This window comes from Streptomyces sp. WAC 04229, from assembly GCF_003947455.1.
Lineage (GTDB): Bacteria > Actinomycetota > Actinomycetes > Streptomycetales > Streptomycetaceae > Streptomyces.
Map to the genome: position 1 here is coordinate 1 of NZ_QHJH01000057.1, position 19,017 is coordinate 19,017.

Genomic DNA, 19,017 nt, shown 5'->3' on the forward strand with positions numbered 1-19,017 from the left:
AGATGTGTATAGGAGACAGGGGCGTGCCTTGACGCACGCGGTATCCCGGCAAACACCCCGGTTGGCCGTAAAGACGGGTTGATTTCGCATAATTGCAACGTCCGCGTCCGCGGACCCCGCCGACTGCCGTAGCATCCTCTACTGACCGTCCCATCCGCTCCTCGGTCAACGCGTCCACCGTCGAGCGCAGTTGGTCCGGTGTCCGTGGAGGTTCCATGAAGCATCGCGGCAGACACCGCCGGCGCAGGCGGGGACGGGCGCTGCGCGCGGCCCTGACCGGGGCGGCCCTCGCCCTGACCGGCGCCGCCACACTGATCAGCGCCTCACAGGCCACGGTCGCCGACGACCCCGGCAGCCTCAAGCCCCTGACCTCCGCCGCCGAGACCGACGCCCTGCGGCTGACGGAGCACCGCGTCCCCGCCCCCTGGCTCGACCGGCTCTCCGACGCCATGGGCGAACCGGTGGGCGTCGACGCCGTACTCGACTCCGCCGACCGCACCCTGCGCGACGCCGCCGACTGCACCGCGGGAGAGAAGGAGTCCCTGCCGGTCTCCCCCGCCGCCACCCGCGCCTACTGCTGGGACGAGGCCGACACCGAGGGCTGGCTGCCCGGCGCGGTCACCACCTCGGGCGACGCGGACGAGGACGGGACCTGGGGGGCCCACCGCGTCATCGTCTCCGCCTGGTCCCGGGACGACGGCACCCCCCAGGGCGGTCTCGCCCGGGTCTCGTTCGTCGACGCCGACGACCCCGACCGCCTCGGCTACACCTCGGCACTCCTCGCCGTCCCGGTCGACGGCGGCCACGACTACCGGGGGCTCGCCTCCCCGGTCACCGGCATGGTCTGGTACCAGGACAAGCTGCTGGTCACCACCGCCGCCGGGGACCGCGACGCGCTGTACGTGTACGAGGTGGACCGCGTCCAGCGCGCCACCACCGCGGCCTCGGCGGTCGGACGGGTGCCGGGCGGCTGGGCGGCCAACGGTCACCGCTACGTACTGCCCGCCGTCGCCTCGTACCGCCTCCCCGACACCGACGACGCCGCGCGGCCCGGCGCGATCTCCCTGGACCGCGGCACCTCCCCCGACAGCCTGGTGGCGGGCGAGCGGGTGGCCGCGGACGGCGACCGCCCCACCCGGCTGTGGCGCTACCCGCTGAGCACCGACCCGGACCGCAGCGGCCTCGCGGCCACCGACTCCGCCGGACACGTGGACGCGGTGGAGGCGTACGAGACCGGGGCGGCCGAGGTCGGCGGCGTGCTCTCGCACCGCCCGGCGGGCGCCGCACGCACCGACTGGTACCTGGACCGCGCGGCCGGCGGCCACGACGGACGCGGCACCCTGTGGCGCCAGGACACGGAGGGCGCCCGGGCCACCGAGTGCGGCTCCGACGGCTCGCAGCGCTGCTGGAGCGGACAGGCCGGCTCCCTCTCCTACTGGGCGCGGACCGGTGAGGTCTGGTCCCAGTCCGGCAGCATGCTGTTCGCCCTGCCGCTGAGGTCCATCGAGGACGCGCTCGACTGACCCGTGCGGCCAGGGCCTGCCGCCCGGGATCGACAGCTCCGCAAACCGGATGATTCCCTGACCGGCATGACCAACATCGCCGTGACCACCTGGTCCCTGGAGCAGACGGCGCCCACCGACCTGCTGCCGGCCGCCGCCCCGGAGGGGGACGTGCGCATCGTCCGCTCCGCGGTGCCCTCCCCCGAGTTCAGCCGCTTCCTCTACGCCTCGGTCGGCGGCGACATCCGCTGGACGGACCGGCTCGGCTGGAGCCACGCCCGCTGGCAGGAGCACCTGGACCGGCCCGGCGTGGAGACCTGGGTCGCGTACGACCGGGGCACGCCCGCCGGGTACGTGGAGCTGACGGCCGGCGACGACGGCGTGGTGGAGATCGAGTACTTCGGACTGCTCCCGGCGTTCCGGGGCCGGCGCATCGGCGGCCACCTCCTCTCGTACGGCACCGCCCGCGCCTGGGACCTCGCGGAGCGCTGGCCGGGGCTGGCCACGACCAAGCGGGTGTGGCTGCACACGTGCAGCAAGGACGGCGAGCACGCCATGGACAACTACCGGCGCCGCGGCTTCCGCCTCTTCGACACCAAGGTCGAGGAGGAGGCCGACGTGGCCACGCCGGGTCCGTGGCCTGGGGCGTTCCCCCACTGACCCCTGGCCGGCCCCCGACCCGACCCTCGACCTGACCCCCGCCTGACCGGCCGGCCTCCTGCCCGGCGGGCGCCCTCCTGTGATCCACAACACCTTGTCTCACTCCACGGGACAAGGATGTCCGCATATTGGACGAAGCTGGACTGTGTCCAGATCGCCGTGCCAGTCTTCCGTCATGCCTGGAACTGGAATTGCCTTGGTGAGTCGGCGGCACGTCGACCTCGGCCGCATGTCCAGCGCCATCTGTCCGGGCCGCTGAGAGCCCTCTCCAGCACTACCGGATTCCCCGCATCAGCCTCCGCCCGCGCAAGGAAGCGCATGTCTGTCATGCGCCCGTGCGCGCAGGTCAGAGCCGCTTTCCGTCTGCCTTGAAGGACGTGTCACACCATGGCCGCCACCCCACCCGAGCCTGCCGCCGCGACCCCCCGCCGCAAGGTGAGCCGTCACCGCGGTGAGGGCCAGTGGGCGGCGGGTCACTTCACCCCGCTCAACGCCAACGAGCAGACCAAGAAGGACGACGACGGTCTCAACGTACGGACACGGATTGAGACGATCTACTCCAAGCGGGGTTTCGACTCGATCGACCCCGGCGACCTGCGCGGACGTATGCGCTGGTGGGGGCTGTACACCCAGCGCAAGCAGGGCATCGATGGCGGAAAGACGGCCGTCCTGGAGCCGGAGGAGCTGGACGACAGCTACTTCATGCTCCGCGTCCGCATCGACGGCGGCGCCCTGACCACCGCGCAGCTGCGGGTCGTCGGTGAGATCTCGCAGGAGTTCGCGCGCGGCACGGCCGACATCACCGACCGGCAGAACGTCCAGTACCACTGGATCCGGATCGAGGACGTGCCCGAGATCTGGAACCGCCTGGAGGGCGTCGGCCTGTCCACGGTGACCGCCTGCGGCGACACGCCCCGCGTGATGATCGGCTCCCCGGTGGCGGGCATCGCCGAGGACGAGATCATCGACGGCACGCCGGCGCTGGAGGAGATGAAGCGCCGCGTCCTGAACAACCCCGCGTACTCGAACCTCCCCCGCAAGTTCAAGACCGCGATCTCCGGGTCGCCGGTCCTCGACGTCGTGCACGAGATCAACGACGTGGCGTTCGTCGGCGTGGTCCACCCCGAGCACGGGCCGGGCTTCGACCTGTGGGTCGGCGGCGGCCTGTCCACCAACCCGAAGCTGGGCGTGCGGCTGAACGCGTGGGTGCCGATCGACGACGTCCCCGACGTCTACGAGGGCGTCATCTCGATCTTCCGCGACTACGGCTACCGGCGGCTGCGCAACCGCGCCCGCCTGAAGTTCCTGGTCGCCGACTGGGGCGCGGAGAAGTTCCGCCAGGTCCTGGAGGACGAGTACCTCAAGCGGAAGCTGACCGACGGCCCGGCGCCCGCCGACCCCACCAGCCGCTGGCGCGACCACATCGGCGTGCACCGGCAGCGCGACGGCCGTTTCTACGTCGGCTTCGCCCCGCGCGTCGGCCGCGTCGACGGCACCATCCTGACCAAGGTCGCCGACCTGGCGGAGGCGCACGGCTCGGGCCGGGTCCGCACGACCGTCGAGCAGAAGATGATCATCCTCGATGTCGAGGAGGGGCAGGTCGACTCCCTGGTGGAGTCCCTGGAGGCGCTCGACCTCACCGCACGGCCCTCCACCTTCCGGCGCGGCACCATGGCCTGCACCGGCATCGAGTTCTGCAAGCTGGCCATCGTCGAGACCAAGGCGCGCGGCGCCTCCCTCATCGACGAACTGGAGCGCCGGCTCCCCGACTTCGACGAGCCCCTCACCATCAACCTCAACGGCTGCCCCAACGCCTGCGCCCGCATCCAGACCGCGGACATCGGCCTCAAGGGCCAGCTGGTCCTGAACGACCGGGGCGAGCAGGTCGAGGGCTACCAGGTGCACCTCGGCGGCGCCCTCGGCCTGGAGCCCGGCTTCGGCCGCAAGGTGCGCGGCCTGAAGGTCACGGCGGAGGAGCTGCCGGACTACGTGGAGCGCGTCCTCAAGCGCTTCGAGGCCGAGCGCGAGGACGGCGAGCGCTTCGCCACCTGGGCGGCCCGCGCCTCCGAGGAGGCCCTGTCATGACCGAGCGTGCCGCGCCCTTCTACTGCCCCTACTGCGGTGACGAGGACCTGCGTCCGCACGAGCAGGGTCACGGCGCCTGGGAATGCGCGGCGTGCAACCGCGCATTCCAGTTGAAGTTCCTCGGCCTGCTGGCCCGGGGACTTCAGCCCAACTCCACGGGAGGGGAACCGATATGACCGCGGTTCGGGAAGAGCGTACGACCGACGAACTCAAGACCCTGGCCGAGCGGGCGGGCCGCGAACTGGAGGACGCCTCCGCCCTGGAGATCCTCCAGTGGGCGGCCGACACCTTCGGCAGCCGCTTCTGCGTGACCTCCTCGATGGAGGACGCGGTCGTCGCCCACCTCGCCTCCCGCGCCCTGCCGGGAGTGGACGTCGTGTTCCTCGACACCGGCTACCACTTCCCGGAGACCATCGGCACCCGGGACGCGGTGGAGGCCGTGATGGACGTGAACGTCATCACGCTCACCCCGCGCCAGACCGTCGCCGAGCAGGACGCCGAGTACGGCCCCAGGCTGCACGACCGCAACCCCGACCTGTGCTGCGCGCTGCGCAAGATCAAGCCGCTGGACGAGGGCCTGGCCGGCTACCAGGCCTGGGCGACCGGACTGCGCCGCGACGAGTCCGAGACCCGGGCGAACACCCCCGTGGTCGGCTGGGACGAGAAGCGGCGGAAGGTGAAGATCTCCCCCATCGCCAAGTGGTCACAGGAAGATGTGCAAACGTACGTCGACGAGCACGGCGTCCTCACCAACCCGCTGCTCATGGACGGCTATGCCTCCGTGGGCTGCGCGCCGTGCACCCGCCGCGTGCTGGAGGGCGAGGACGCCCGCTCCGGACGCTGGGCGGGCCTCACCAAGACCGAATGCGGACTGCACGGCTGACATGACGACGACCACCGGACCATCGACTTTCAGGGAGAACCACGTGACGACCGGAGGCACCGTCTGGCTCACGGGCCTGCCCAGCGCCGGGAAGACCACCATCGCCCACGAGCTGGCCGGCCGCCTGCGCGAGGAGGGCAGGCGCGTCGAGCTCCTCGACGGCGACGAGATCCGCGAGTTCCTCTCCGCGGGCCTCGGCTTCGGCCGCGCGGACCGGCACACCAACGTGCAGCGCATCGGCTTCGTCGCCGAGCTCCTCGCCCGCAACGGCGTCACGGCGCTGGTCCCGGTGATCGCCCCGTACGCGGAGAGCCGGGACGCGGTCCGCGAGCGCCACGCGGCGAACGGCACGCCGTATGTGGAGGTGCACGTGGCCACCCCGGTCGAGGTGTGCTCGGTGCGTGACGTCAAGGGCCTGTACGCCAAGCAGGCCGCGGGTGAGCTGACCGGGCTGACCGGCGTCGACGACCCGTACGAGGAGCCCCTGAAGCCCGACCTGCGCATCGAGTCGCAGCACCAGACCGTTCAGGAGTCCGCCGCGGCGGTCCACGCCCTGCTCACCGAAAGGGGACTGGCATGACGACGTCCGTGGCGGCCGTGACGGAGGGCACCGACAGCCCCTACGCCCTCTCCCACCTCGATGCTCTCGAGTCGGAGGCGGTGCACATCTTCCGTGAGGTGGCGGGTGAGTTCGAGCGGCCGGTGCTCCTGTTCTCCGGCGGCAAGGACTCGATCCTCATGCTGCACCTCGCGCTGAAGGCGTTCGCGCCCGCGGCGGTGCCGTTCTCGCTGCTGCACGTGGACACCGGGCACAACTTCCCCGAGGTCCTCGACTACCGCGACCGCACCGTCGAGCGGCACGGGCTGCGGCTGCACGTCGCCTCCGTGCAGGACTACATCGACCGCGGCGTCCTGCGCGAGCGCCCCGACGGGACCCGCAACCCGCTGCAGACCCTGCCGCTGACCGAGAAGATCCAGGCCGAGAAGTTCGACGCCGTCTTCGGCGGCGGACGCCGCGACGAGGAGAAGGCCCGCGCCAAGGAACGGGTGTTCTCGCTGCGCGACGAGTTCTCCCAGTGGGACCCGCGCCGCCAGCGCCCCGAACTGTGGAACCTCTACAACGGCCGCCACGCCCCCGGCGAGCACGTCCGCGTCTTCCCCCTGTCCAACTGGACCGAGCTGGACGTGTGGCAGTACATCGCCCGCGAGAACATCGAACTGCCCGCCATCTACTACGCCCACGAGCGCGAGGTGTTCGCCCGCTCCGGGATGTGGCTGACCGCCGGCGACTGGGGCGGCCCCAAACCCGGCGAAGCCGTGGAGAAGCGGCTGGTGCGCTACCGCACCGTCGGGGACATGTCCTGCACCGGCGCCGTCGACTCCGGCGCCGACAGCATCGAGAAGGTCATCGCCGAGATCGCCGTCACCCGGCTCACCGAACGCGGCGCCACCCGCGCCGACGACAAGATGTCCGAGGCCGCGATGGAAGACCGCAAGCGCGAGGGGTACTTCTAGACATGACCCGCACCACCGAACCCACCGGGGCCCTGTCCATCTGGCAGCTGTCCGAGACCACGCTGCTGCGGTTCGCCACCGCCGGCTCCGTCGACGACGGCAAGTCCACCCTCGTCGGACGCCTCCTGCACGACTCCAAGTCCGTCCTCACCGACCAGCTCGAAGCCGTCGAGCGGGCCTCCGCGAGCCGCGGCCAGGACGCCCCCGACCTCGCCCTGCTCACCGACGGCCTGCGCGCCGAGCGCGAACAGGGCATCACCATCGACGTGGCCTACCGCTACTTCGCCACCCCCAGGCGCCGGTTCATCCTCGCCGACACCCCCGGCCACGTGCAGTACACGCGGAACATGGTCACCGGCGCCTCCACCGCCGAACTGACCGTCATCCTGGTCGACGCCCGCAACGGGGTCGTCGAGCAGACCCGCCGGCACGCGGCGATCGCCGCTCTGCTGCGGGTGCCGCACGTCGTCCTCGCCGTGAACAAGATGGACCTGGCCGGCTACCGCGAGCCCGTGTTCGCCGCGATCGCCGAGGAGTTCACCGCCTACGCCACCGAGCTGGGCATCCCCGAGGTCACCGCGATCCCCATCTCCGCACTCGCCGGGGACAACGTGGTCGAACCCTCCGCGGTCATGGACTGGTACGGCGGACCCACCGTCCTCGAGCACCTGGAGACCGTGCCGGTCAGCCACGACCTCGCCCACTGCCACGCCCGGCTGCCCGTCCAGTACGTCATCCGCCCGCAGAGCGCCGAACACCCCGACTACCGCGGCTACGCCGGCCAGATCGCCGCGGGCACCTTCCGCGTCGGCGACGAGATCACCGTCCTGCCCTCCGGGCGGACCTCGAAGGTGTCCGGGATCGACCTGCTGGGCGTGCCGGTCGAAGAGGCCTGGACACCGCAGTCGGTGACCCTGCTGCTCGAAGACGACATCGACGTCTCCCGCGGCGACCTGATCGTGCCGCGCAAGGACGCCCCCGCCACGTCCCAGGACGTCGAGGCCACCGTCTGCCACGTCGCCGACGCGCCGCTCACCGTCGGCCACCGGGTCCTGCTCAAGCACGGCACCCGCACCGTCAAAGCGATCGTGAAGGACATCCCGGCCCGGCTCACACTCGACGACCTGTCCCTGCACCCGCACCCCGGACAACTCGTCGCCAACGACATCGGCCGGGTCACCATCCGCACCGCCGAACCCCTGCCCGCCGACTCCTACGCCGACTCCCGCCGCACCGGCTCCTTCATCCTCATCGACCCCAGCGACGGCACCACTCTCACCGCCGGCATGGCCGGTGAGTCCTTCGCCACGCCGGAGCCGGTCAAGGACGAGGCGGACGAAGACGGGTGGGACTTCTGAGCATGAACTACCCTGATTTCTACTCCGCGTTCGCCAAGGAGGGCGGCCGCGTCGGCAGCGGTGCCCTCGGCAGCGGGCAGGGCGGAGTGGCGCGATGTGCGCGCTGACGTACGCGCACTGCTCGCGCGCCCACACCCCCCACCCGCACAGCCGAAGACAAGCCGACCTCCCGGCCACGACCTGACACCTCGGACGACCGACAGGCGTGAGAGCCGGGCCAACGAGAGGAACACCTCCCGTGCCTGCCACCACCGCTCCGCGCCGCACCCTGGCGGTCCTGGCCGCCCTGCCGCTGCTGGCCCTCGCCGCCTGCGGGTACGGGTCCCAGGCCGAGAAGGACGACGGGGCCAAGGTCGCCGCCGGTGCCGAGAAGACCGACGGTCTGGACTCCGTCCGGATCGGCTACTTCGGCAACGTCACCCACGCCACACCGCTGGTCGGCAACCAGAAGGGCTTCTTCCAGAAGGCCCTGGGTGCCACCGAGGCCAAGTACGCCACCTTCAACGCGGGCCCCTCCGAGATCGAGGCGCTGAACTCCGGCTCCATCGACATCGGCTGGATCGGCCCCTCCCCCGCCGTCAACGGCTACACCAAGTCCGGCGGCAAGAACCTGCGGATCATCGGCGGCTCCGCGTCCGGCGGCGTGAAACTGGTGGTGAACCCGGACAAGATCAAGTCGCTGAAGGACGTCAAGGGCAAGCGCATCGCCACCCCGCAGCTCGGCAACACCCAGGACGTCGCGTTCCTCCACTGGATCGCCGAGCAGGGCTGGAAGACCGACGCGCAGAGCGGCAAGGGCGACGTGACCGTCGTGCGCAGCGACAACAAGGTCACCCCGGACGCCTACAAGTCCGGTTCCCTGGACGGCGCCTGGGTGCCCGAGCCGACCGCGTCGAAGCTGGTCGCCGAGGGCGGCAAGGTGCTGCTGGACGAGTCGACGCTGTGGCCGGACAAGAAGTTCGTGATCACGAACATCATCGTGTCGCAGAAGTTCCTCAAGGAGCACCCGAAGGCCGTCGAGGCGGTGCTGAAGGCGTCGGTCGACACCAACGAGTGGATCAAGGCCAACCCGGACGAGGCCAAGGCCGCCGCCAACAAGCAGCTGGAGAAGGACACCGGCAAGGCCCTGCCCGCCGACGTCCTCGACCCGGCGTGGAAGTCGATCCAGCTCACCGACGACCCGCTGGCCGCCACCCTCGACGCCCAGGCCGAGCACGCCGTCAAGGCCGGCCTGCTCGACCAGCCCGACCTCAAGGGCATCTACGACCTCACGCTGCTCAACAAGGTTCTCAAGGCCAAGGGCGAGCCCACCGTCGACGACGCCGGACTCGGCGCCCGGTAAAGCCCGGATCCGACCGTTCCGACCATTCCCCCAGGAGGTGACGACCATGGCCACGACCACGACCCTCGCCAAGGCCGCCGACGGCACCGATGCGTCCACCGCGTACGCCGCCCGTATCGAGCACGTCTCGAAGTCGTTCGCGGGCCCCGCCGGGCAGCAGCTCGTGCTGGACGACATCACTCTCGATGTCGCGCCCGGCGAGTTCGTCACCCTCCTGGGGGCCTCCGGCTGCGGCAAGTCCACCCTGCTCAACCTGGTGGCGGGCCTCGACAGGCCCAGCACCGGCGAGATCACCACCGACGGACGCCCCGCCCTGATGTTCCAGGAGCACGCTCTCTTCCCGTGGCTCACCGCGGGCAAGAACATCGAACTCGCCCTGAAACTGCGCGGCGTGCCCAAGGCCGAGCGCCGTGAGAAGGCGGAGGGGCTGCTCGAACTCGTCAGGCTCAAGGGCGCGCACGGCAAACGGGTGCACGAGCTGTCCGGCGGCATGCGCCAGCGCGTCGCGCTCGCCCGGGCGCTGGCCCAGGAGAGCAAGCTGCTGCTGATGGACGAGCCGTTCGCGGCGCTGGACGCCATCACCCGCGACGTCCTGCACGACGAACTGACCCGCATCTGGCGCGAGACCCAGCTGTCCGTCCTCTTCGTCACCCACAACGTGCGCGAGGCCGTCCGCCTCGCCGAACGCGTGGTACTGCTGTCCTCCCGCCCCGGGCGCATCGCCCGCCAGTGGACGGTCGGCATGCCGCAGCCGCGCCGCATCGAGGACACCGCCGTGGCGGAACTCTCCGTCGAGATCACCGAAGAACTGCGTGGGGAGATCCGCCGCCATGGCCAGCACTGAGACCACCACGCCCGCCAAGGACGCGGGAGATCTGGCCGGTCTGGAGGCGGGCCTCGACGCGCTGGAGACCCGGCACAAGGCCCGTACGCCCTTCAGGCAGACCTTCGTGGAGAAGATCCTGCCGCCCGCCGTCGCCGTCCTGCTGGTGCTCGCGGTGTGGCAGGGCCTGGTCTCCTTCAAGATCGTCGACGACCCGACCAAGCTGCCGGCCCCGGCGGACGTGTGGCGGGTGGCGCAGGACGCCTGGCTCCAGGGCGAGTTGCTGGGCTACATCTGGACCAGCGTCTCGCGCGGACTCTCCGGCTTCCTCCTCGCCCTCGTGATCGGCACCCCCCTCGGGCTGCTGGTCGCCCGGGTCAAGGTCGTCCGCGCCGCCATCGGGCCCATCCTGTCCGGCCTCCAGTCCCTGCCCTCGGTCGCCTGGGTGCCCCCCGCCGTCATCTGGCTGGGCCTGAACAACTCGATGATGTACGCCGTCATCCTCCTCGGCGCCGTCCCCTCCATCGCCAACGGCCTCGTCTCCGGCGTCGACCAGGTCTCCCCCCTCTTCCTGCGTGCCGGCCGCACCCTGGGCGCCACCGGACTGAAGGGCACCTGGCACATCGTCCTGCCCGCCGCCCTGCCCGGCTACGTCGCCGGCCTCAAACAGGGCTGGGCGTTCTCCTGGCGCTCACTGATGGCCGCCGAGATCATCGCCTCCTTCCCCGACCTCGGCGTGGGCCTGGGCCAGCTGCTGGAGAACGGCCGCAACGCCAGCGACATGGCCATGGTCTTCGAAGCCATCCTCCTCATCCTCATCGTCGGCATCGCCATCGACCTGCTCATCTTCAGCCCGCTGGAGCGGTGGGTACTGCGCAGCCGCGGCCTGCTGGTGAAGAGCTGAGGTACGACATGTCCGCGCCGGTCCTTCTGGTCATCGCCCACGGCAGCCGCGACCCGCGGCACGCCGCGACCGTGCACGCCCTGGTCCGCCTGGTCAGGGCGCTGCGCCCCGACGTCCGGGTGGAGACGGGCTTCCTGGACTTCAACGTGCCCTCCGTGCCGGGCGTGCTGGAGTCCCTGGCGACGGAGGGGGTGCGGGACGTGGTGGCGCTGCCGCTGCTGCTGACCCGCGCCTTCCACGCCAAGGCGGACATCCCGGCGGTCCTGGCGGACGCCCCGCCGCGGCTCAGGATCCGCCAGGCGGAGGTGCTCGGCCCCTCGCCGCTGCTGCTTTCGGCGCTGGAGCGGCGGCTGTACGAGGCGGGCCTCACGCCCGCCGACAAGTCCTCGACCGGGGTCGTCCTGGCCTCGGCGGGGTCCTCCGACCCGGAGGCGATCGCAGTGATCGCAGAAATCGCGCGGGAGTGGCGGCGTTCCGGTTGGTGCGCCGTGCGGCCTGCGTTCGCCTCCGCATCCCTTCCCCGCACCGAGGACGCCGTACGGGAGCTGCGCGCCCTGGGCTGCGCACGCGTCGCGGTCGCCCCGTACGTCCTCGCGCCCGGCCGCCTGCCGGACCGGATCGCGCGGGGCGCGGCCGGGGCGGACGTACTGGCGGACGTGCTCGGCCCCTCCCCGGAGGTGGCGCGGGTCCTGCTGGAGCGGTACGACGCGGCGCGGACACCGGTACTGACGGCGGTCGGGGCCTGACGACAGGGCCTAGGGGCCGGTCATCTCCACGAGTCTGACGACGGTGTTCCAGTTGCGGGTGGTCGCGACCACGCCCTTGTTCACGCGGGGACGCGCGAGGGCCTCGGCGAGCTTGGAGCGGCCGAGACCGTCGGGGGCGTAGAGGTACAGGGCGCGGTCGCCGAGACGGAACTCCTCCGGGAGGAAGGCCGGCGCGTCGACCGGCGCGAAGCGCTCCGCGTCAACGGGGGCGGAGAAGTAGGTGACGTGGACCTGCTTGGCCTCCAGTTCGGCGGCCGGGAAGGGACACGCCTCGGCGACGGCCTTCAGATAGGCGTGGTCGCGCACGATCACGTCCACCGCGAAGCCGAAGCGCTTCTCGATCGCCCCCGCCAGCTCGGCGGCCAGGGACTCCTCGTCCCCGTGCGCGGCGGCGAAGACGGCCTGCCCGCTCTGCAGATACGTGCGTACGGCGTCGTGGCCGAGGTCCGTCACAAGCGCGCGCAGGTCGGCCATCGGGAGCTTCCTCGCACCGCCGACATTGACCCCGCGCAGCAGCGCCGCGTACATCGTCGTCATGGGCACAGCCTAGAACGGCCGTCGTGCCCCGTGGGGGCGGGCACGACGGCCGGGTCCGCACGGCGGGCGGACGTGCGCGCCACTCTCTCCGATGCGGTGTGCGTGGTTCAACCACTACACGCACCTGTGACTTAAACAACAAACCTGCGGAACTCCCGGCCGACCGGATGAGGGCAGGACGGGCCCGTGACCCTCGATCGGCCGTCGAGGGCGTTGACCAGCAACCCCGCCGGGGTGCACCGCCTTGGCGGCGGGAACGGCGCACCCCGGCGGGGCGAAGGTCACCCGGCGTGTTCCTGCAGGTTCGCTGCGGAAACGGGCGCGGGCATGCGCCAGGCCACGACCGCACCGGTCACGAGCCCCACTGTGGCCAGCAGGGCGGCGACCAGGAACGGGTCGAGGGCGTGCAGGCTGGGGGCGAACCCGATCCCGACGCAGACCGCCACCCCGGTCGCACCGCCCAGCTGGTCAGCCGCGCGCTGGACGCCCGAGGCGATGCCGGCGTCGTCCTCGGTGACGCCGCTGACCGCGACGTACTGCAGCCCCACGATGCCGAACCCCATCCCGGCCGCGATCAGGAGCATGGCCGGGATCACCGCAACCACGCCTGCCCCCAGGGTCGAGACGAGCGCGATCACGACCATCGCGGCCGCGGTGAACCCGATGCCGGCGAGCACACACGCGCGTGCTCCCCAGCGGCCCAGCAGACGAGGCACGAGCATGGAGGACCCGACGAGCGAGACCGCCAGAGGCAGCATCGCCAGGCCCGCACCCAGCGGGCCGATGCCCAACCGGTCCTGCAGATAGAAGGTGAACAGCAGGAACGAGGTCGACAACCCCGCGCTCAGCAGCATCGTGGTCAGGTTGGCCGCCACACGCGCGCGGTTGGCGAAGAAGTCCAACGGCACCAGCGGGTTGCGCGAGCGCGCCTCGACACGTACGAACCCGGCCCCGGCGGCCACCGCCCCGACCAGCGCCCCCGGGACCAGCCATGCGGGCGTTCCTGGTTCGCCGGCCTCGACCACGCCGAAAGTGAACAGCAGCGGGCAGGCGGTCAGCAGCAGCGCGCCGGGAAGGTCGAGTGGCGGGGCGTCCTCGGCCACGATCCGGTCGCCCTCGACCAGGAAGACGGCTGCCAGCAGCACCACCAGGATGAACGGGACCGAGACCAGGAAGGTCCACCGCCACCCCAGGTGGGCGGTGATGATTCCGGACAGGACGAATCCGAGCACGAGGCCGCAGCTGGCTACCGCAGCCCACACGCTCAAGGCCCGCGACCGACGCGGGCCTTCGGGGAACATCAGGACGATGGTGGCCATCGCGGCAGGCAGCGCGATGGCCTCACCGGCCCCCTGCAGCAGGCGCGCGACCACCAGCAGCCCAAAGGTGGGCGCCAGGCCGGCCAGCAGGGACGCGGCGCCGAACAGGCCGGTACCGAGCAGCAGCACGCGCCGCCGCCCGAGCAGGTCGCCCAGCCGGCCGCCGAGCATCAGCACTCCGCCGCCGGTGACCGTGTACCCGACCACGACCCAGGTCAGGGCGTGCCCGTCGATGCCGAAGCCGGCGCCGATCGAGGGCAGGGCGATGTTGACCACGGTCACGTCGACCGCGATGAAGAACTGCAGCATGGACATCGCGCTCAGCACCAGCCATGCGCGTGCAGGGGACGGGCTGTGCCCGCGTGAAGAAAGGATGTCTGGGAACATCTGGTGCTCCGTTGCTCAGGGAGAACTCCGAGCAGCACGAGCGTGCCGCTCCGGTCTGATCACGAAGCGGCTGGACGTCCAGGAGGAATGTGTGAGTCGAACGTCCCGCCGCTAGCGGGGCGTCCTGGTCACCGCGGCGCAAGCGGCCGCGCACGAAGCAGCAGACATGCCATGAACGCTACCAGGGAGGGCGCACGTCAAAAGCTCCCCCCACGAGATGGGTCCGAAGGACGAGAGCCGGGCCACGCGCACCCCGAGCCCGTACCCCGGCGACCCGGTAGATGTAAGGGACCCGGATCCTCCTCAGCGGTGAGACCCGGCGGTACGGAGGGATGACCCGTCGCCGGGGTGCGTCACCAAGGAGCACGACGCGGTGTTCTTACGCGGGCCATACCTTCGAAGCGCAAGGTGACAGCAGGGGGTTGTCGCCGCTCGATGGGGGGCAGGCCGGTCATGCGGAACCGAGACACACGGGTGCGGGGCATAGCCGCACGGGCCGGCGGCTGGAGCGCCAGACACCGATGGGCCGCCGTCGGCATCTGGATGCTGTTCGTCGTCCTCGCGATGGGGCTCGGGTCTGCGGCCGGGCGGGTCGACGTCAAGGACAGCGACCAGATGGGCGGCGAGACGCACACCGCCGCGCAGATCGTCGAGGACGCCGGGATCGAGGAGCCGGCCGGTGAGTCCGTCCTCGTCCAGACGAAGGACGGCGGCCTCAAGGCGACGGACGCCGACTTCCGGGCCGCGGTCACCGCGGTCGTCACGGCGGTGGAGGGGACCGGACAGGTCACGGGGGTGACCTCCCCGTACGAGGCCGGGACGATCTCGAAGGACGGCCGCAGCGCGCTGGTGCGGTTCGACATGCGCGGCGAGGCGGACACCGCCGGCGAGCGGGTCGAGCCGGTGCTGAACGCCGTCGCGAACGTCCAGAAGGAGCACCAGTCGCTGCGGATCGAGGAGATCGGCGGCGCCAGCATGATGAAGACGTTCGACGACGCGTTCGGCGACGACTTCAAGAAGGCCGAGTACTCGGCGGTACCGGTGGCGCTCGGCATCCTTCTCGTCGCGTTCGGGGCGCTGGTGGCGGCGCTGGTGCCGGTGGCGCTGGCGATCACCGCGATCATCGCGACGATGGGTCTGATGGCCCTGGTGAGCCACTTCCAGCCGATGAGCGAGACCGCCAACTCCGTGATGCTGCTGGTCGGTCTTGCCGTCGGCGTCGACTACTGCCTGTTCTACCTGCGGCGTGAGCGCGAGGAGCGCGCCGCGGGCCGGGACGCGCAGACCGCGCTCAGGATCGCCGCCGCCACCAGTGGCCGGGCGATCGTCGTCTCCGGTGTCACGGTGTGCGTGGCCATGGCGGGCATGCTGTTCACGGGCATCGCCGAGTTCGAGGCGATGGGCCTGGCCTCGCTGATGGTGGTCGCGGTCGCCATGGTCGGCTCGGTGACGGTGCTGCCCGCGCTGCTGTCGCTGCTGGGCGACCGGGTCGAGAAGGGCCGCCTGCCGTTCCTGCGCCGGCGCCGCAAGGGCGGCACCTCCGAGGGCAGCCGGTTCTGGACGGCGGTCCTGAACCGCGTCCTGGCCAAGCCGCTGCTCGCCGCCGTGGTGGCGACGGGTGCGCTGCTGGCCGTGGCCGCGCCGGCGATCGGCATGAAGACGGAGAACCTCACGCTGGACCAGGAGTTCGGCGACTCGCTGCCGATCGTGCAGACGTACAACCGGGTCAACGAGGCGTTCCCCGGCGGGTCGGACCCGGCTGAGGTGGTCGTGAAGGCCGACGACATCAACGCGCCGGAGGTGCGGGCCGCGCTCGCCGACTTCCGTGAACGAGCGGTGAGTTCGGGTGCCTCGCGCGGACCGGTCGACGTCACGATGCACGACGAGCAGAACGTCGCCCTGGTCTACGTCCCGCTGGTCGGCGGCTCCGACCAGGACAAGGCGGGCGAGAGCCTCGACAAGCTGCGGGACGAGGTGCGGCCGGCCACGCTGGGCAGGGTCGACGGTGTCGAGGCGCCGATCACCGGTCAGGTCGCCGGGTCGAAGGACTTCAACGACCAGCTGGTCGGCTCGGTCCTGCCGGTCTTCGTCTTCGTGGTGGTCTTCGCCTTCCTGCTGATGCTGCTGTCCTTCCGTTCGCTGACGGTCGCGCTCACCTCGATCGTGCTGAACCTGCTGTCGGTGGGCGCCGCGTACGGCATCCTGGTCGCCGTCTTCCAGCACGGCTGGGGCGCGTCGCTGGTGGGCGCGGAGGGTGTGGGCGCCATCATCACGTGGCTGCCGCTGTTCCTCTTCGTGATCCTTTTCGGTCTGTCGATGGACTACCACGTGTTCGTGGTCTCGCGGATCCGCGAGGCGCGGCTGCGCGGGCGGAACACGGCGGACGCGATCCGGCACGGGGTGGTCACCACGGCGGGGGTCGTCACCAGTGCGGCCGTCATCATGGTCGCGGTGTTCGCCATCTTCGGGACGCTGTCCATGCAGTCCATGAAGCAGATGGGCGTGGGCCTGGCGGCGGCGGTGCTGATCGACGCGACGATCATCCGGGGTGTCCTGCTGCCGGCCGTGATGTCCCTGCTCGGTGAGCGCAACTGGTACCTGCCGAAGTGGCTGCACCGGCTCCCGGACCTCACCCACGACGAGGCGCCCGAGGCGATCGCGACGACGGTCCGCGACGACGAGGGCGAGCGCGGGGAGCGGGGTGAACGGGTGGGGGTGTGAGCGGCCCTCCACCACCACTGCCGCGGGCCCGCCGGTTCCTCCGGGACCGGCGGGCCCGCGGCGTGCTGTGCCGGGTGCGGTCATGCCCTGGCGGCGGCCACTCGCTCCTCGATCAGGTCGGCGGCCCGCCGGGTGCCGCCCTCGTGGGCCATCCCGCCCTGGATCTCCTTGAGGCGCCGGGCCACCTCCGGGTCGTCTACCAGGGCGAGGGCGGCGGTGCGCAGCGCTTCGGCGGTGGCCTCCTCGGTGTCGAGCTGCCGGGCGACACCGAGCCCCTGGAGCATGCCGGCGTTGCCGAACTGGTCCGCGGCCTGCGGTACGGCGATCATCGGCGTGGCGGTCGCCAGGCCCTCCTGACTGCCACCGGCGCCCGCATGGGTGACGAACAGGTCGGCCTGCTGGAGGACCGCCAACTGCGGTACCCAGGAGCGCACTTCCACGTTGTCCGGCACCTCGCCCAGCTCGGCCGGGTCGACGTGCCGGCCGATCTGGAGCACCGTGTGCCAGCCCGGCAGCTCACCGAAGGCCTTGACGCACTCCCGATAGAAACCGGGCTGCTTGGTGAACGCGGACCCGAGGGAGACCAGCACGACCTTCTCCGCGGTCTCGGGGCGCGTCCAGTCGCCCTCGGCGGCCCGGTCGCCCTGGCAGGCGCCGACGAAGGTGTACGTCTTCTCGTCGACCCGCTCGGCGTTGGGCTGGAGCGCCTTGGGGATCAGCACCAGGGAGCGCTCGGGGCGGCCGACGAAGGGATCGGGGTGCATGGTGATCCCGTTCTCCTCCAGCCAGGCGTGGAACCGGGCGTAGTACGCCCGGCCGCGCTCGGTCTTCAGCGGCTCCTCCCACATCGGCTCGCCGACCTCCTGCTCGTACCCCTCCCAGGCGACCATGCAGGGCGAGAGGGAGACCACGGGCACGTCCCAGCGGTGGCCGAGGACGCGGGCGGTGTAGGAGGCGATGTCGTGCAGGACGAGGTCCGGTTCGTCGCCCTCGTACGCCGCGGCGATCTGCGGGAGCGACTGGATGGCGTCGTCCAGGAACGGCTCCACGTTGTCCAGCAGGGTGCTCCCCCATGCCTCCGGGTCGGCGTCGGGACCGGGCAGCGTGCTGTTCCAGAGCTTGGGTTCGGCCCCCGCCTCGGCGACCTTGTCCGCGAGGAGCGGGGGGATCGCGTACGTCACCCGGTGTCCTCGTGCGACGAGTTCGCGGATCACCTCCAGGCTGGGGTTCACGTGGCCGTGGGCGGCGATGGAGAACATGGCGATGTGCGCGGGACTGGTCATGCGCCGACCGTACGCGAGACGAGACGTCTCGTGCAAGCTCTGACGCGCATCTTTCCGGATCACGCCACCAGCTCCTCGTGCAGCCGCAGCCACGCCGCGGGCGGGACCTCGCCGACGAGCACGCGCGGGTCGAGCCGTGCGGCCCGGAACGCGGCGTCCACACGCCGGGCCGGGCGGGCCCGCCGCAGGGACGCGTGCAACGAGCCGCCGACCCCCGAGAAGCCCAGCTCGACCAGGTCGTCCCAGCTCCGGCGGGCGGCACCGGTGAGCAGCGGGGCGGGGCGGCGTTCGAGGCGGAGGATCCCGGCGTCGACGCGCGGCACCGGCCGGAAGCGGTACCGGCCCACCCTGCCCAGCAGGCGCCACTCGTGGCACGGCCAGGTCCGGACCGTCAGCAGGGTCCAGCGGCCGTAGTCACCGGTGCGTCTGCGGGCGTACTCCAGCTGCGTGATCAAGGTGGCGTGGACGAGCGCGGGGGCGGTGAGGCACCAGTCCACGATGTCCGCGGTGCGCGAGAAGGGCACGTTCCCGGCGACGGCGAACGGGGTGCCCGGCGGCCGCGCCGCGAGGAAGTCACCGGCGACGACGCGGACGTGGGGGGTGTGCGCGAAACGGGCGCGGAGCGCCGGCAGGAGCCGGGGATCGATCTCGTAGGCGCGCAGTTCCCGGCTGCGGCGGGCCAGCGGCTCGGTGAGGGCGCCCCGGCCGGCGCCCACTTCGAGCAGGAGCGGAGGGTGCCGGCTGTCGGGCGCGGCGAGCCGGGCGACGCGCTCGGCGGTGGCGCGGTCGGCGAGGAAGTTCTGCGAGAGCGTGCGGGCACGCTGGGTGGGGCGGGCCATGGCCTGCGGTCCTTTGTCTTCCGTGGAGGGGGGAGGGCAGCCGAAGGCCCTGACCGGAAGACGAAGGCGAAAGGAGATCGCGGAGGCTCAGC

At 71.5% G+C, this 19,017-nt stretch carries 18 protein-coding genes; 14 read left to right on the forward strand and 4 right to left on the reverse strand.

Going from position 1 to position 19,017, the window contains the following annotated elements:
- Positions 1 to 215 precede the first annotated feature (215 nt).
- From DMH12_RS17530 to DMH12_RS17590, 13 genes are all read left to right on the forward strand, one after another.
- A complete protein-coding gene (locus DMH12_RS17530) occupies positions 216 to 1,523 on the forward strand; it encodes a hypothetical protein (protein ID WP_125492521.1) in 1,308 nt (435 codons plus the stop codon).
- A gap of 66 nt (positions 1,524 to 1,589) precedes the next feature.
- Positions 1,590 to 2,162 (forward strand): GNAT family N-acetyltransferase, encoded by a 573-nt coding sequence (locus tag DMH12_RS17535; RefSeq protein WP_125492522.1) that lies wholly within the window; start codon positions 1,590 to 1,592, stop codon positions 2,160 to 2,162.
- Between the two features lie 175 nt (positions 2,163 to 2,337).
- Positions 2,338 to 2,421 carry a putative leader peptide gene (locus tag DMH12_RS40255; protein WP_309475039.1) on the forward strand — a complete coding sequence of 28 codons (84 nt, stop codon included), beginning with the start codon at positions 2,338 to 2,340 and terminating at the stop codon, positions 2,419 to 2,421.
- Between the two features lie 128 nt (positions 2,422 to 2,549).
- On the forward strand, positions 2,550 to 4,247 hold the full coding sequence (gene sirA, locus DMH12_RS17540; RefSeq protein WP_125492523.1) for a sulfite reductase SirA: 1,698 nt from the start codon (positions 2,550 to 2,552) through the stop codon (positions 4,245 to 4,247).
- Positions 4,244 to 4,423, forward strand: coding sequence for a hypothetical protein (locus DMH12_RS17545; RefSeq protein WP_122618266.1), 180 nt, complete (start codon positions 4,244 to 4,246; stop codon positions 4,421 to 4,423). Before sirA ends, DMH12_RS17545 begins: the two co-directional genes overlap by 4 nt.
- Positions 4,420 to 5,130, forward strand: a complete 711-nt coding sequence (locus tag DMH12_RS17550) for a phosphoadenylyl-sulfate reductase (protein ID WP_125492524.1) — start codon at positions 4,420 to 4,422, stop codon at positions 5,128 to 5,130. The genes DMH12_RS17545 and DMH12_RS17550 overlap by 4 nt, the downstream gene beginning before the upstream one ends.
- A gap of 1 nt (position 5,131) precedes the next feature.
- On the forward strand, positions 5,132 to 5,710 hold the full coding sequence (cysC, locus tag DMH12_RS17555; RefSeq protein WP_185832378.1) for an adenylyl-sulfate kinase: 579 nt from the start codon (positions 5,132 to 5,134) through the stop codon (positions 5,708 to 5,710).
- Complete coding sequence (cysD, locus tag DMH12_RS17560) at positions 5,707 to 6,645, forward strand: sulfate adenylyltransferase subunit CysD (RefSeq protein ID WP_125492526.1); 939 nt, start codon at positions 5,707 to 5,709, stop codon at positions 6,643 to 6,645. The genes cysC and cysD overlap by 4 nt, the downstream gene beginning before the upstream one ends.
- Before the next feature lie 2 nt (positions 6,646 to 6,647).
- Positions 6,648 to 8,003, forward strand: coding sequence for a sulfate adenylyltransferase subunit 1 (locus tag DMH12_RS17565; protein WP_125492527.1), 1,356 nt, complete (start codon positions 6,648 to 6,650; stop codon positions 8,001 to 8,003).
- Between the two features lie 238 nt (positions 8,004 to 8,241).
- Positions 8,242 to 9,345 carry an aliphatic sulfonate ABC transporter substrate-binding protein gene (locus tag DMH12_RS17575; RefSeq protein ID WP_125492529.1) on the forward strand — a complete coding sequence of 368 codons (1,104 nt, stop codon included), beginning with the start codon at positions 8,242 to 8,244 and terminating at the stop codon, positions 9,343 to 9,345.
- Positions 9,346 to 9,391: 46 nt separating this feature from the next.
- Positions 9,392 to 10,189, forward strand: coding sequence for an ABC transporter ATP-binding protein (locus DMH12_RS17580; protein WP_125492530.1), 798 nt, complete (start codon positions 9,392 to 9,394; stop codon positions 10,187 to 10,189).
- Positions 10,176 to 11,072: an ABC transporter permease gene (locus tag DMH12_RS17585; protein WP_125492531.1), complete on the forward strand. Its 897-nt coding sequence runs from the start codon at positions 10,176 to 10,178 to the stop codon at positions 11,070 to 11,072. Before DMH12_RS17580 ends, DMH12_RS17585 begins: the two co-directional genes overlap by 14 nt.
- Before the next feature lie 8 nt (positions 11,073 to 11,080).
- A complete protein-coding gene (locus tag DMH12_RS17590) occupies positions 11,081 to 11,818 on the forward strand; it encodes a sirohydrochlorin chelatase (protein WP_125492532.1) in 738 nt (245 codons plus the stop codon).
- A 9-nt stretch (positions 11,819 to 11,827) separates the two neighbouring features.
- Here DMH12_RS17590 and DMH12_RS17595 read toward each other — a convergent pair whose 3' ends face one another.
- Positions 11,828 to 12,376, reverse strand: a complete 549-nt coding sequence (locus DMH12_RS17595; RefSeq protein ID WP_125492533.1) for a DUF1697 domain-containing protein — start codon at positions 12,374 to 12,376, stop codon at positions 11,828 to 11,830.
- 281 nt (positions 12,377 to 12,657) lie between these two features.
- Positions 12,658 to 14,010 (reverse strand): MFS transporter, encoded by a 1,353-nt coding sequence (locus tag DMH12_RS17600; protein WP_125492534.1) that lies wholly within the window; start codon positions 14,008 to 14,010, stop codon positions 12,658 to 12,660.
- A 525-nt stretch (positions 14,011 to 14,535) separates the two neighbouring features.
- On the opposite strand from DMH12_RS17600, the gene DMH12_RS17605 reads away from it, so the two are divergent.
- Complete coding sequence (locus DMH12_RS17605) at positions 14,536 to 16,803, forward strand: MMPL family transporter (protein ID WP_125492535.1); 2,268 nt, start codon at positions 14,536 to 14,538, stop codon at positions 16,801 to 16,803.
- 80 nt (positions 16,804 to 16,883) lie between these two features.
- Here the strand turns inward: DMH12_RS17605 and DMH12_RS17610 are convergent, their stop codons facing one another.
- A complete protein-coding gene (locus tag DMH12_RS17610; RefSeq protein WP_125492536.1) occupies positions 16,884 to 18,086 on the reverse strand; it encodes a glycosyltransferase in 1,203 nt (400 codons plus the stop codon).
- Between the two features lie 59 nt (positions 18,087 to 18,145).
- A complete protein-coding gene (erm(O), locus tag DMH12_RS17615) occupies positions 18,146 to 18,925 on the reverse strand; it encodes a 23S rRNA (adenine(2058)-N(6))-methyltransferase Erm(O) (RefSeq protein ID WP_125492537.1) in 780 nt (259 codons plus the stop codon).
- Positions 18,926 to 19,017: the final 92 nt, after the last annotated feature.